Consider the following 12,578-nt stretch of genomic DNA (forward strand, 5'->3'; position numbering starts at 1 on the left):
GCGGCACGGGCGCCGCTCACAACCCGTTATTCAGCCGCAGGGGCAGCCACCGTCGCGGTTGTGACCGTCAGTGAGCCACCAGCGTTTGCAACAGCCTCGATCGCGGTTTTGGAGGCGCCGGTCACGGTCAGGTCGACTTTGGTCGAAAAATCGCCCTTGGCCAGAACCCGGATGCCGTCCAGTTTGCGGCGGATCAGGCCGGATGCGACCAGCACATCTTCGGTGATCGGCGCGGAGGCGTCGATCTTGCCGGCTTCGATGAACTTGGCCAGCAGGCCCAGGTTCAGAACGGCAAATTCTTTACGGTTCGGCTTGTTGAAGCCACGCTTGGGCAGACGCTGGTAGAGGGGCATCTGGCCGCCTTCGTAGCCACCGATCGAAACACCCGAACGGGATTTCTGACCTTTGATACCACGGCCACCCATCTTACCGGTACCGGAGCCCGGACCACGACCAACGCGCTTGCGTTTCTTGGTGGCGCCAGCGTTATCACTCAGTTCATGCAGTTTCATGTCGCTTCTCCTTATGCCGGAACTGCCCTCCAGCGACGGAGTGGGCAAACACGGCGTTTTTCATTGATTCTTGGGCCACGGAGGGCCACCGGGGGCGTATAGACGGCAAGTATGAACTTTGCAAGCGCATCACTGCTAGGATCTACGCCGCGTCTCTGATCGCATCGAGACAACGAGTGCCTCCTCTGCATCTTCGATAGCCTTGTTCAGGGCGAGGATTTCATCTCGAAGCTTTGCTGCTTCATCCGCAGGAATATCTTGATCATAAGTCAGAGCTTCATTGAGTAGCGCCTGAACTTTTTCCCTTATCCCACCCTTGCCATATGCGATTTCTCGCAAGACACGCTCAGCTCGCAATGTCAAAAATCCATCGGGCTGACCATCTGAAGGGTCTAACCGAAATAGCATTCGTTCAACAAAATGCTCACCATCGTTGAACCTTGGCAGGATCAGTTCAATTTCTTCCCTGTTGGGCCGGCCCCCCTTTGCAAGATCATCGAGCAATAAAATTACGCCTCGTGGCGCAAAGTAAATTAGGCGAAGAGCCTCAATAATGCTTTTGGCGTGGAGTAGTTTCCGTTGATCGTGGCGCGGTTTTTCGCCCACTCTCGCACTATCTGCTAATTCCTTCGCGCCCACTACAAGCTCAAGGACCCACGAAACATCCATTTTACATCCAACCAAATTTGGCCATTAAGTGAGATAAATATGAATACCTCAAGAAAAAAACGCCCCACAGTTTCCTGCGGGGCGTTTTTGAATGCCGTAAAACGGTTGCCCGCCTGCGTTTAGTCGCGCTCTTCGATGATCTCGACCATGTGAGAGATCGAAGCGACCATGCCGCGGATGGAAGGTGTATCTTCCAGTTCACGGGTTTTGTGCATCTTGTTCAGACCCAGACCGATCAGCGTTGCGCGCTGTTTGGCGGGGCGGCGGATCGGCGAACCGACCTGCTTGACGACGATGGTTTTTGCCATTGGTCCCGTTCCTTATGCTTCAGCAGCTTCGGCGGCCGGTGCATCATCCTTTTTGAGGATGTCGGCGACCTTCTTGCCACGACGCTGTGCGACCATACGAGGGCTGGTTTCTTTGGTCAGCCCGTCAATGGTTGCGCGGATCATGTTGTAGGGGTTCTGCGAGCCAATCGACTTCGACACAACGTCCTTGATCCCCAGCATTTCGAACACGGCACGCATCGGGCCACCAGCAATGATGCCGGTACCTTCCGGTGCGGTGCGCATGACGACCTTACCGGCGCCATGACGGCCTTCCATGTCGTGATGCAGCGTGCGGCCTTCGCGCAGCGGCACACGGATCATCTGACGCTTGGCCTGCTCGGTGGCTTTGCGAATGGCCTCGGGGACCTCTTTCGCTTTGCCTTTACCGAAGCCGACACGGCCTTTCTGATCGCCTACCACCACAAGTGCGGCGAAGCCAAAACGCTTACCACCCTTCACGGTTTTCGACACGCGGTTGATCGCTACGAGACGATCGGCGAATTCCGGCGTTTCGTCGCGATCGCGACCCCGGCGGTTATCTTCTCTTGCCATTCTATCGTCTCCTTAGAACTTGAGGCCACCTTCACGCGCAGCGTCGGCCAAGGCCTTCACTTTGCCGTGAAAGAGGAAACCACCACGATCGAAGTAGCAGTCTTCAACACCAGCTTTCTTGGCGCGCTCGGCGATTGCCGCACCCACCTTGGTTGCTGCTTCGACGTTGTTCTTGCCAACCACGCCCAGATCTTTCTCCAGAGTGGAGGCAGAGGCCAGGGTGACGCCATTCACATCGTCGATCAGCTGAACGCTGATGTTCTTGTTGCTGCGGTGAACGGAAAGACGAACGCGCCCGGCGTTCACTTTCCGCAGTTTGTTCCGAACGCGCAGGCGGCGCTTCAGAAACAGGGTTCTTTTGCTGTTTGCCATATCCTGGGTCCTTACTTCTTCTTGCCTTCCTTACGGAAGATGAACTCGCCTTTGTACCGGATCCCTTTGCCTTTGTAGGGCTCGGGACGGCGCCAATCGCGAATGTTCGCGGCCACCTGGCCAACGAGTTGCGAATCATCGCCCTCGATCGTGATCTCGGTCTGCTTCGGGCAGGTCACGGTGACACCGGCCGGCACGTCGAAGTTGACCTCATGTGAGTAACCCAACGACAGCTTCAGAACGTTGCCCTGGATCGCGGCGCGGTAACCCACACCTGTGATCTCGAGCTCTTTCTTGAAACCGCTCGTCACGCCCTGAACCATGTTCGCGACCATAGTGCGCGACATGCCCCATTGCTGAAGGGCGCGTTTCGACGACCCACGCGGGGCCACGGAAACGAGGTTACCATCGACGGTGATGGTGACATCGTCAGTTGCGGTAAAGTTCTGAGTCGCTTTCGGACCCTTAACTTCGATGGTCTGGCCGGACACGGACGCCGAAACGCCTGCGGGCAGCTCGACCGGTTTCTTACCAATACGAGACATTGCCTTCCTCCTTAGAAGACCGTGCAGAGCACTTCACCACCAACATTGGCGGTCCGTGCTGCTGCATCCGACATCACACCTTTCGGAGTGCTGACAATCGACACACCCAGACCCTGACGGATCGTGGGGATATCTTTGACGCCCATGTAAACGCGACGACCGGGTTTGGAGACCCGCTTGATTTCGCGAATGACGGGGGTGCCATCAAAGTATTTCAGGCTGATTTCCAGAGCCGGGTGGCCGTTGGCGCCTGTGGATTTCTCATAACCGCGGATGTAGCCTTCGTCGGCCAACACATCCAGAACCCAGGCACGCAGCTTGGACGCAGGAGTGGAAACCGTCGATTTGCCACGCATTTGAGCGTTGCGGATACGGGTGAGCATGTCGGCGATAGGATCGTTCATATCATTCTCTCCCTTACCAGCTGGATTTCACCAAACCGGGGATCTGGCCAAACGAGCCAAGTTCCCGCAGCATGATACGGCTGACCTTGAGCTTACGGTAGTAAGCGTGGGGACGGCCTGTCAGCTGACAGCGGTTGTGCAAACGGGTAGCCGAGCTGTTGCGCGGCAGTTGAGCCAGCTTCAGGGAAGCGCGGAAACGCTCTTCCATCGGCTTGCTTTCGTCATTCACGATCTCTTTGAGAGCAGCGCGCTTGACGGCGTATTTCGCCACCAGCTTCTCGCGCTTTTTCTCGCGTTCGATCATTGCTTTTTTAGCCATAACTCTCTCTCCCGCGCTTAGCTGTTGAAGGGCATGTTGAAATGCTTCAACAGTGCCTTCGCTTCCGCGTCGGTTTTCGCGGTGGTGGCAATCACGATGTCCATACCCCAGGATTCGTCGATCTTGTCGAAATCGATCTCGGGGAACACGATGTGCTCTTTCAGGCCCATGGCATAGTTGCCGCGGCCATCAAAGCTTTTGCCCGACACGCCGCGGAAGTCGCGGATACGGGGCATTGCAACGGTGATCAGACGATCAAGGAATTCGTACATCCGGTCGCCGCGCAGGGTCACTTTCGCGCCCATCGGCATGCCTTCACGGACGCGGAAGCCAGCGATCGAGTTCTTAGCGATCGTGGTCAGCGCCTTTTGGCCGGCGATGGTGGTCAGGTCTTCCTGAGCGGATTTGGCTTTTTTGCTGTCACGGACAGCTGCAGCGCCACAACCGATGTTCAGAACGATTTTGTCCAGACGCGGGATCTGCATGTCGTTCTTATAGGAAAATTCTTCCTTCAGAGCGGCGCGGATCGTGTCTGCGAACAGCGTTTTCAGACGCGGGGTATAGGTTGCAGTATCAAGCATCGATCACGTCCCCCGTGGTCTTGGCAAAACGCACTTTCTTGTCGCCTTCCATGCGGAAGCCAACGCGGCTGGCTTTGCCATTTGCATCGACAAATGCCAGGTTCGACAGTGCAATCGGCATCGCCTTGGGGATGCGGCCGCCCTGATCGGTCTGGCTTTGGCGGGTGTGACGGATGGCCATGTTCAGGCCGTCCACAACCGCTTTACCGGCTTTGGGGTCAACAGAGGCGATTGTGCCTGTCTGTCCCTTGTCCTTACCGGCAAGAATGACGACCTTGTCGCCAGTTTTCAACTTAGCAGCCATCTTACAGCACCTCCGGGGCGAGTGAGATGATCTTCATGAAGTTCTTTGCGCGAAGCTCGCGAACAACTGGCCCGAAGATACGGGTCCCAACAGGCTCGTTGCTGTTGTTCAGGATGACGGCGGCGTTGCGATCAAAGCGGATCGCGGTGCCGTCTTCACGACGGACTTCTTTAGCTGTGCGAACAACGACGGCCTTGCGGACATCGCCTTTTTTCACACGGCCGCGCGGAATGGCTTCTTTCACCGATACTACGATGATGTCACCGACCGACGCGTAACGACGGTGCGAACCGCCGAGGACCTTGATGCACTGCACCCGGCGAGCGCCGGAGTTGTCAGCGACATCCAGATTGGTCTGCATCTGGATCATTTGGTTTCTCCCGACCTGTGGGGGGCATTATTACCTATTCCCCAGGGTTTCGATCAAACTGAAAAGTTATGCCTCGGCGGACAGAACTTCCCAGCGTTTCGTTTTCGACTTCGGCGCACATTCCTGAATGCGGACGGCGTCACCGACATTGAAAGCGTTGGTTTCATCGTGAGCCCGGTACTTCTTGGACTTACGGATGGTTTTCTTCAGAACAGGGTGCGTGAAGCGACGCTCGACAGAGACCGTTACGGTCTGTGCGTTTGCAGTGCTGGTCACGGTGCCAGAGAGGATACGTTTGGGCATCTTGAGGCTTCCCTTATTCTGCAGCCGCAGCAGCGGCCTTTTCGTTCAGGATGGTCTTCACACGCGCAGCGTCACGGCGAGCCGATTTGATGCGAGCAGTGGTTTCCAGCTGACCCGTTGCCTGTTGAAAGCGCAGGTTGAATGCTTCTTTCTTCAGAGCGACCAGTTCCTCGCGGAGTTGGTCCGGGGTTTTGTCACGTAGTTCCTGGGCGTTCATCGCCATCTTCCTTTCAACATCACTGGAGGGCCCGCGAAGGGTCACCCTGATTCCAGTGGAGTTCATGATGAGAGGGCCGTTTACGCCGTGGCGACGCAATAAGCAACCCCTGATACCTTCAAACCCGTTGTTTCATTCGGTGTCGGCGATATCATTGCGATATTGTGCCCTCTCGCCATGCGCTGCAGGCTGGGCTAGAAGGGCGCCATGTCACAGATTGAATCGCTTTTTGCCACCCGCCTCTACCGTGCTGCCCTGTCGGAATTCGGCAAGGCCATCGATACGGATGAACTTGAAACCTCGTGCCTGGCCATCGCCATCGATGATGAGGCCGGTCAGGAATGGTGCGAGAAGAACGGCTATCCCGGCTATACCAGCTATGCCTCGCTGACCGACCTGCCGTGGCGCTTTCCGATCTTCAAGGATCTGGTCAAGGTGCTGGACAAGCATGTTGCGGCCTTTGTCAAAGACCTGCAATTCGATCTGGGCGACAAAAAGGTCAAGCTGGACAGCCTGTGGATCAATATCCTGCCTGAAGGCGGCATTCACACCTCGCATATCCACCCCCATAGCGTGATCAGTGGCACCACCTATGTCACCATGCCCACGGGGGCGAGCGCGATCAAGTTCGAAGACCCGCGCCTGCCGATGATGATGGCCGCGCCGACGCGCAAGAAGAAGGCGCGCGACGAGCTGCGTAGCTTTATCTATGTCGCGCCCGATGCTGGCGACGTACTGCTGTGGGAAAGCTGGCTGCGCCATGAGGTGCCGATGAATATGGCGGAAACCGAGCGGATCAGCGTGAGTTTCAATTACAGCTGGGAGTGAGACGCCCTCGGGCAGTCTTTGACTTGGCTGGTGTTCCATCAGCTTGGGGACAGCGATCTATACATCCGAAAGTATGGTGCGCTGTTGTGATGGCGCAGTCCCATCGCGACGATGATAACTTTACATTTTTCGATGAAACAACAGAAAACCCCCGCCGATCACTCGACGGGGGTTTTATGTCTTGACGTAGGGCGGGAAGTGATCCCGCCGTACGCTTACCAGTCTTCGCGGATCACGAAGCGTGTCTTAACCGGCAGCTTCATGGACGCCAGACGCAGCGCTTCACGCGCTATGACTTCGTCCACGCCGTCGATTTCGAACATCACGCGGCCGGGTTTGACTTTGGCAGCCCAGTAATCAACCGAACCTTTACCTTTACCCATCCGCACTTCTGTCGGCTTCGAGGTCACGGGCGTATCGGGGAAGATACGGATCCAGACACGGCCCTGACGTTTCATGTGACGCGTCATCGCGCGGCGAGCCGCTTCGATCTGACGGGCCGTGACACGCTCGGGCTGAGTGGCCTTGAGGCCATATGTGCCGAAGTTCAGGTCGCTACCGCCTTTGGCCAGACCGTGGATACGGCCCTTATGCTGCTTGCGGAATTTGGTACGCTTTGGCTGAAGCATCGCTCATATCTCCTTAACGACGGCCGCCGGCGCCACGGGGCGCAGGGCCTTCCTGGAGCTCGGCTTGGCGACGGTCATGAGCCTGAGGGTCATGTTCCATAATCTCGCCTTTGAAGATCCAGGTTTTGACGCCGATGATGCCATAGGCGGTCATCGCTTCGGCATGGGCGTAGTCGATATCCGCGCGCAGCGTGTGCAGCGGCACACGACCTTCGCGGTACCATTCGGTCCGTGCAATCTCGGCTCCGCCAAGACGGCCAGCAACGTTCACCCGGATTCCCAGGGCGCCCATACGCATGGCGTTCTGAACGGCACGCTTCATGGCACGACGGAACGATACACGACGCTCGAGCTGCTGCGTGATCGATTCGGCAACCAGCTGAGCATCAAGCTCGGGCTTACGCACTTCGAGAATGTTGAGGTGCAGCTCGGACTTGGTCATGTTGGCGATTTTCTTGCGCAGAGTTTCGATGTCTGCGCCTTTCTTGCCAATGATGACACCCGGACGTGCCGTGTGGATCGTGACGCGGCACTTTTTGTGCGGACGTTCGATGATCACGCGGGAAATACCGGCCTGCTTGCACTCTTCACGGATGAAGTCGCGGATTTTCAGGTCTTCCAGAAGAAGGTTCCCGAAGTCCTTGGACTCGGCATACCAACGGCTGTCCCAGGTACGGTTGACCTGAAGGCGCATGCCGATCGGATTGGTTTTATTACCCATTAGGCTTGCTCCTCAATCTGACGCACCTTGATGGTAAGCTCGGAGAACGGCTTGACGATCTTGCCAAACCGGCCACGTGCCCGCGGACGACCGCGCTTCATGGTCAGGTTCTTACCAACATACGCCTCGGCAACAACGAGTTCATCCACATCCAGATTGTGGTTGTTCTCGGCGTTGGCAATCGCGGACTGAAGGCATTTCTTCACGTCCTCGGCGATCCGCTTTTTCGAGAAGGTCAGGTCCGTGAGGGCCTTGTCCACCTTCTTGCCGCGGATCATCGCGGCGACCAGGTTCAGCTTTTGCGGGCTGGTACGAAGCATGCGCAGTTTTGCCATTGCTTCGTTATCTGCCACGCGGCGGGGGTTCTTTTCCTTGCCCATGACTTACTTCCGCTTCGCTTTTTTGTCAGCCGCGTGACCGTAGTAGGTCCGTGTCGGCGAATATTCACCGAACTTCTGGCCGATCATGTCCTCAGACACGTTTACCGGGATATGCTTATGGCCATTGTAAACGCCAAACGTCAGGCCGACAAACTGCGGCAGGATCGTCGAGCGGCGCGACCAGATCTTGATAACTTCACTACGACCGCTTTCACGCGATGCTTCGGCTTTCTTAAGCACGTAAGCGTCGACAAAAGGGCCTTTCCAAACAGAGCGAGACATCTATTAACGCCCCTTCTTCTTGGCGTGCCGCGAGCGGATGATCAGCTTGCTGGACGCTTTGTTCTTGTTGCGGGTCCGGGCGCCTTTCGTGGGTTTGCCCCACGGGGTCACCGGATGACGACCACCCGAAGTACGGCCTTCACCACCACCATGCGGGTGGTCGATCGGGTTCATAACCACACCACGGACGCTTGGACGGATGCCCTTGTGGCGCATACGACCGGCTTTACCGTAGTTCTGGTTCGAGTTGTCGGGGTTCGACACGGCACCGATTGTGGCCATGCATTCCTGACGGACCAAGCGCAGTTCGCCCGAGGACAGGCGGATCTGAGCGTAGCCACCATCACGGCCCACGAACTGTGCGTAGGTACCGGCGGCGCGGGCGATCTGACCACCTTTGCCGGGCTTCATCTCGATGTTGTGGATGATCGTACCGATCGGCATACCCGAGAAGGGCATTGCGTTACCGGGCTTGATGTCGGCCTTTGCAGCCGCAATCACCTGATCGCCAACAGCCAGACGCTGAGGGGCGAGGATATAGGCCTGCTCCCCATCGGTGTACTTGATCAGCGCGATAAAGGCGGTCCGGTTCGGGTCATACTCGATCCGTTCGACGGTGGCCGCCACATCGAATTTGTTACGTTTGAAATCGACGATCCGATAAAGGCGTTTCGCCCCGCCGCCTGTGCGGCGCATCGTGATCCGTCCGGTATTGTTACGGCCGCCGCTCTTGGTCAAACCCTCAGTAAGAGATTTGACCGGACGCCCTTTCCAAAGCTCCGAACGGTCGATCAGAACCAGCCCACGCTGGCCCGGCGTCGTCGGTTTATACGACTTGAGTGCCATGCTTTCTGTCTTCCGTTAAGCAAAGTCGGGTTACCCCGACTGACAGGTTTCCCCGTCTTCGTTAAAGGCCCCTCGCCCCGTTTTCTTATGAAAACCACGCCAGGTGCCCGGTGTGTAGGGCCCCGAAGGTCCCCGTTCTTAAAAACCCATGGCCCCGGAAAAAACCGGGGCCATGTGAGATTCGTGGCTTCCTATCAGAGACCTGTGCTCACGTCGATAGTATTTCCCTCTTCGAGGGTCACATAAGCCTTTTTGACATCCTTGCGGCGACCGAGCTGACCCCGGAAACGCTTGGATTTACCTTTCGTGATCGTGGTGTTGACAGCCTTGACCTTGACACCAAAGAGCGCCTCGACGGCCTCTTTGATCTGGGGTTTGTTGGCGTCGATTGCCACTTCAAACACGACCGCACCGTTTTCAGAGGCCATGGTGGCCTTCTCGGTGATGATCGGCTTGCGGATCACGTCATACAGTTCAGCCTTCGCGCTCATTTCAGACGAGCCTCCAGTGCTTCGATACCCGCGCGAGTGATCACCAGGGTGTCACGCTTGAGGATATCATAGACGTTTGCGCCCATCGTCGGCAGGATATCCAGACCTTCGATGTTACGGGCGGCCTTGGCAAAGCCTTCATTGACGGCGGCGCCGTCGATGATCAGCGCGCGTTTCCAGCCGAGGTTTTTCACCTGTTTGGCCAGAGCGGCGGTTTTGCCTTCAGCTTCGGCGTTTTCGATCACGACCAGCGCGCCTGCTTTGGCTTTCGCCGACAGAGCGTGCTTCAGACCCAGCTTGCGGAACTTCTTGGGCAGGTCGTGCCCATGGCTGCGCGGGGTCGGACCTTTGTAGATACCACCTTTACGGAAGATCGGCGCGTTACGGTCACCGTGGCGTGCGCCGCCGGTGCCCTTCTGGCGATAGATCTTCTTGGTCGAGTAGGAGGTTTCCGAACGGGTCTTGACCTTGTGAGTGCCGGCCTGCGCGTTGTTACGCTGCCAACGGACCACACGGTGCAGGATGTCGGCGCGCGGCTCCAGACCGAAGAGATCTTCGGACAGGTCCAACGAACCGGCGCTGCTGCCGTCGAGATTGATCACATCAAGTTTCATGCTTCACCCCCTTCGACGGGTGCTTCGGCGACGGGCGCCTCGGTCACGGCCGATTTCAGAGCTGCCGGGAACGGAACATTCTCGGGCAGTTTCTTCTTCACGGCGTCTTTGATGGTGACCCAGCCACCCTTGGAGCCGGGAACGGCGCCTTTGACCATGATCAAGCCACGGTCGGCGTCGGTCCGAACGACCTCAAGGTTCTGGGTGGTGATACGGGCAGAACCCATGTGACCAGCCATCTTCTTGCCTTTGAAAACCTTACCCGGATCCTGACACTGACCGGTCGAACCGTGCGAACGGTGGCTGACCGACACACCGTGCGAGGCGCGAAGACCACCAAAGTTGTGCCGCTTCATGGCACCTTGGAAGCCTTTACCGATCGACGTACCGGACACGTCAACTTTCTGACCAGCAACATAATGCTCGGCCGAGATTTCCTCGCCCACGTTGATCAGATTGTCCGTCGAGACGCGGAATTCCGCGATCTTGCGTTTGGGCTCGACCGAAGCTGCGGCGAAGTGGCCGCGCATGGCTTTGCTGACCCGCTTGACCTTGGCCGTGCCGGCCCCGAGCTGAACAGCTGTGTAGCCGTCTTTTTCGGGGGTCCGCTGAGCGACCACCTGCAGGTTTTCCAACTGAAGAACGGTCACAGGAATCTGCTTGCCGTCTTCCATGAACAGGCGGGTCATCCCCACCTTTTTTGCGATAACACCAGAGCGCATCTGCGATACCCTCCCTATCACGATTGCAGTTTGATCTCGACGTCCACACCAGCGGCGAGGTCGAGCTTCATCAGCGCGTCCACGGTCTGGGGGGTCGGATCAACGATGTCGAGCAGACGCTTGTGCGTACGGATCTCGAACTGATCGCGGGATTTCTTGTCGATGTGCGGCCCACGGAGAACCGTGAACTTCTCGATCTTGTTCGGCAGAGGGATGGGCCCACGGACCTGAGCGCCCGTGCGCTTGGCCGTATTGACGATCTCTTGTGTGCTGGCATCCAGCACACGAAAGTCAAAAGCCTTCAGCCGAATGCGAATGTTTTGGCTTTGCATTTCTTAGCCTTTCGCGGCGTTAGAGTTGATAGGAGGACCGGCGGCTCATCCGCCGGCCCTCTTCGAACCCGAAGGTTTGATTACTTCAGAATTTTCGACACGACGCCGGCGCCGACGGTACGGCCGCCTTCGCGGATGGCGAAGCGCAGGCCGTCTTCCATGGCGATCGGCGCGATCAGTTCAACCGTGAACTTCAGGTTGTCACCGGGCATCACCATCTCGGTGCCCTCGGGCAGCGTAACGGTGCCGGTCACGTCCGTCGTACGGAAGTAGAACTGCGGGCGATAGTTGGCGAAGAACGGCGTGTGACGGCCACCCTCTTCCTTGGTCAGGATATACGCCTCGGCCTCGAACTGGGTGTGCGGGTTAACCGACTTCGGCTTACACAGCACCTGACCACGCTCAACGCCTTCGCGGTCGATGCCGCGCAGCAGGACGCCAACGTTGTCACCAGCTTCACCACGATCCAGCAGTTTGCGGAACATTTCCACACCGGTACAGGTGGTGGTTTTGGTGTCGCGGATGCCGACGATCTCGATGCTGTCGCCAACGTTGATCACGCCACGCTCAACACGACCGGTTACAACCGTACCACGACCCGAGATCGAGAAAACGTCTTCGATCGGCATCAGGAACGGCTGATCCACGGCACGCGCCGGGGTCGGGATGTATTCGTCAACAGCGGCCATCAGCTTCTTGATCGACTCTTCGCCGATTTCCGGATCACGGCCTTCCAGCGCGGCCAGAGCCGAGCCGGGAATGATCGGAATATCGTCGCCCGGGTAATCGTACGAGGACAGCAGTTCGCGGATTTCCATTTCCACGAGCTCCAGCAGCTCTTCGTCGTCAACCTGGTCAACCTTGTTCATGTAGACGACCATGTAGGGGATACCCACCTGGCGACCCAGCAGGATGTGCTCGCGCGTCTGCGGCATCGGGCCGTCAGCAGCGTTCACAACCAGAATCGCGCCGTCCATCTGCGCCGCACCGGTGATCATGTTCTTCACATAGTCAGCGTGGCCGGGGCAATCGACGTGCGCATAGTGACGTGCTTCGGTCTCATACTCGACGTGCGCCGTCGAGATCGTGATCCCGCGGGCTTTCTCTTCCGGCGCGCCATCAATCTGGTCGTAGGCCTTGAAGTCACCAAAGTACTTGGTGATCGCTGCGGTCAGCGTCGTCTTGCCGTGGTCAACGTGGCCAATCGTGCCAATGTTAACGTGCGGCTTATTACGCTCAAACTTTTCCTTTGCCAT

Annotated in this window: 24 protein-coding genes; 1 reads left to right on the plus strand and 23 read right to left on the minus strand. The window is 57.5% G+C overall.

The window, feature by feature from the left end:
- Positions 1-26: 26 nt before the first annotated feature.
- From rplO to rpmC, 13 genes are all read right to left on the minus strand, one after another.
- Entirely contained in the window at positions 27-512 is a 486-nt protein-coding gene (rplO, locus tag BSF79_RS08405) for a 50S ribosomal protein L15 (RefSeq protein WP_090269407.1), read from the minus strand.
- Between the two features lie 135 nt (positions 513-647).
- Complete coding sequence (locus tag BSF79_RS08410) at positions 648-1,181, minus strand: hypothetical protein (protein ID WP_090269408.1); 534 nt, start codon at positions 1,179-1,181, stop codon at positions 648-650.
- Positions 1,182-1,300: 119 nt separating this feature from the next.
- Positions 1,301-1,489 (minus strand): 50S ribosomal protein L30, encoded by a 189-nt coding sequence (rpmD, locus tag BSF79_RS08415; protein WP_090269409.1) that lies wholly within the window; start codon positions 1,487-1,489, stop codon positions 1,301-1,303.
- Between the two features lie 12 nt (positions 1,490-1,501).
- Positions 1,502-2,062 carry a 30S ribosomal protein S5 gene (rpsE, locus tag BSF79_RS08420; protein ID WP_090269410.1) on the minus strand — a complete coding sequence of 187 codons (561 nt, stop codon included), beginning with the start codon at positions 2,060-2,062 and terminating at the stop codon, positions 1,502-1,504.
- Positions 2,063-2,074: 12 nt separating this feature from the next.
- Entirely contained in the window at positions 2,075-2,434 is a 360-nt protein-coding gene (gene rplR / locus BSF79_RS08425) for a 50S ribosomal protein L18 (protein WP_090269411.1), read from the minus strand.
- A gap of 11 nt (positions 2,435-2,445) precedes the next feature.
- Positions 2,446-2,979 (minus strand): 50S ribosomal protein L6, encoded by a 534-nt coding sequence (rplF, locus tag BSF79_RS08430; RefSeq protein WP_090269412.1) that lies wholly within the window; start codon positions 2,977-2,979, stop codon positions 2,446-2,448.
- A gap of 11 nt (positions 2,980-2,990) precedes the next feature.
- Positions 2,991-3,383, minus strand: a complete 393-nt coding sequence (gene rpsH / locus BSF79_RS08435) for a 30S ribosomal protein S8 (RefSeq protein WP_090269413.1) — start codon at positions 3,381-3,383, stop codon at positions 2,991-2,993.
- 13 nt (positions 3,384-3,396) lie between these two features.
- The gene (gene rpsN, locus BSF79_RS08440) at positions 3,397-3,702 is read right to left on the minus strand and encodes a 30S ribosomal protein S14 (protein WP_090269414.1); all 306 of its coding nucleotides are present in this window, start codon (positions 3,700-3,702) and stop codon (positions 3,397-3,399) included.
- A 17-nt stretch (positions 3,703-3,719) separates the two neighbouring features.
- Entirely contained in the window at positions 3,720-4,283 is a 564-nt protein-coding gene (gene rplE / locus BSF79_RS08445) for a 50S ribosomal protein L5 (RefSeq protein ID WP_090269415.1), read from the minus strand.
- Positions 4,276-4,587 (minus strand): 50S ribosomal protein L24, encoded by a 312-nt coding sequence (gene rplX / locus BSF79_RS08450; RefSeq protein WP_090269416.1) that lies wholly within the window; start codon positions 4,585-4,587, stop codon positions 4,276-4,278. The genes rplE and rplX overlap by 8 nt, the downstream gene beginning before the upstream one ends.
- Position 4,588: 1 nt before the next feature.
- Positions 4,589-4,957 carry a 50S ribosomal protein L14 gene (gene rplN / locus BSF79_RS08455; RefSeq protein ID WP_090269417.1) on the minus strand — a complete coding sequence of 123 codons (369 nt, stop codon included), beginning with the start codon at positions 4,955-4,957 and terminating at the stop codon, positions 4,589-4,591.
- 66 nt (positions 4,958-5,023) lie between these two features.
- On the minus strand, positions 5,024-5,260 hold the full coding sequence (gene rpsQ, locus BSF79_RS08460; RefSeq protein WP_090269418.1) for a 30S ribosomal protein S17: 237 nt from the start codon (positions 5,258-5,260) through the stop codon (positions 5,024-5,026).
- A gap of 13 nt (positions 5,261-5,273) precedes the next feature.
- Positions 5,274-5,477 carry a 50S ribosomal protein L29 gene (rpmC, locus tag BSF79_RS08465; protein WP_175545287.1) on the minus strand — a complete coding sequence of 68 codons (204 nt, stop codon included), beginning with the start codon at positions 5,475-5,477 and terminating at the stop codon, positions 5,274-5,276.
- Positions 5,478-5,684: 207 nt separating this feature from the next.
- Between rpmC and BSF79_RS08470 the strand changes: the two genes are divergently transcribed.
- Entirely contained in the window at positions 5,685-6,305 is a 621-nt protein-coding gene (locus BSF79_RS08470) for a 2OG-Fe(II) oxygenase family protein (protein ID WP_090269421.1), read from the plus strand.
- Positions 6,306-6,520: 215 nt separating this feature from the next.
- On the opposite strand, the gene rplP is transcribed toward BSF79_RS08470, so the two are convergent.
- The 10 genes from rplP to tuf form a co-directional block, all read right to left on the minus strand.
- Positions 6,521-6,934: a 50S ribosomal protein L16 gene (gene rplP / locus BSF79_RS08475; protein WP_090269422.1), complete on the minus strand. Its 414-nt coding sequence runs from the start codon at positions 6,932-6,934 to the stop codon at positions 6,521-6,523.
- Between the two features lie 13 nt (positions 6,935-6,947).
- Positions 6,948-7,655, minus strand: coding sequence for a 30S ribosomal protein S3 (gene rpsC / locus BSF79_RS08480; RefSeq protein WP_090269423.1), 708 nt, complete (start codon positions 7,653-7,655; stop codon positions 6,948-6,950).
- Complete coding sequence (rplV, locus tag BSF79_RS08485; RefSeq protein ID WP_090269424.1) at positions 7,655-8,035, minus strand: 50S ribosomal protein L22; 381 nt, start codon at positions 8,033-8,035, stop codon at positions 7,655-7,657. The genes rpsC and rplV overlap by 1 nt, the downstream gene beginning before the upstream one ends.
- Before the next feature lie 3 nt (positions 8,036-8,038).
- Positions 8,039-8,317: a 30S ribosomal protein S19 gene (rpsS, locus tag BSF79_RS08490; RefSeq protein ID WP_090269426.1), complete on the minus strand. Its 279-nt coding sequence runs from the start codon at positions 8,315-8,317 to the stop codon at positions 8,039-8,041.
- A gap of 3 nt (positions 8,318-8,320) precedes the next feature.
- Positions 8,321-9,163, minus strand: coding sequence for a 50S ribosomal protein L2 (gene rplB, locus BSF79_RS08495; protein WP_090269428.1), 843 nt, complete (start codon positions 9,161-9,163; stop codon positions 8,321-8,323).
- Positions 9,164-9,357: 194 nt separating this feature from the next.
- A complete protein-coding gene (locus BSF79_RS08500) occupies positions 9,358-9,654 on the minus strand; it encodes a 50S ribosomal protein L23 (protein WP_090269429.1) in 297 nt (98 codons plus the stop codon).
- A complete protein-coding gene (gene rplD / locus BSF79_RS08505) occupies positions 9,651-10,268 on the minus strand; it encodes a 50S ribosomal protein L4 (RefSeq protein WP_090269431.1) in 618 nt (205 codons plus the stop codon). The genes BSF79_RS08500 and rplD overlap by 4 nt, the downstream gene beginning before the upstream one ends.
- Positions 10,265-10,990 carry a 50S ribosomal protein L3 gene (gene rplC, locus BSF79_RS08510; RefSeq protein WP_090269432.1) on the minus strand — a complete coding sequence of 242 codons (726 nt, stop codon included), beginning with the start codon at positions 10,988-10,990 and terminating at the stop codon, positions 10,265-10,267. Before rplC ends, rplD begins: the two co-directional genes overlap by 4 nt.
- 17 nt (positions 10,991-11,007) lie before the next feature.
- Positions 11,008-11,322 carry a 30S ribosomal protein S10 gene (rpsJ, locus tag BSF79_RS08515; RefSeq protein WP_090269434.1) on the minus strand — a complete coding sequence of 105 codons (315 nt, stop codon included), beginning with the start codon at positions 11,320-11,322 and terminating at the stop codon, positions 11,008-11,010.
- Between the two features lie 80 nt (positions 11,323-11,402).
- Positions 11,403-12,578 (minus strand): elongation factor Tu (tuf, locus tag BSF79_RS08520; RefSeq protein ID WP_090269075.1); only part of this gene is annotated, 1,176 nt, incomplete at its 5' end.

The sequence above is a fragment of the Thalassovita taeanensis genome (assembly GCF_900110775.1).
GTDB lineage: Bacteria > Pseudomonadota > Alphaproteobacteria > Rhodobacterales > Rhodobacteraceae > Litorimicrobium > Litorimicrobium taeanense.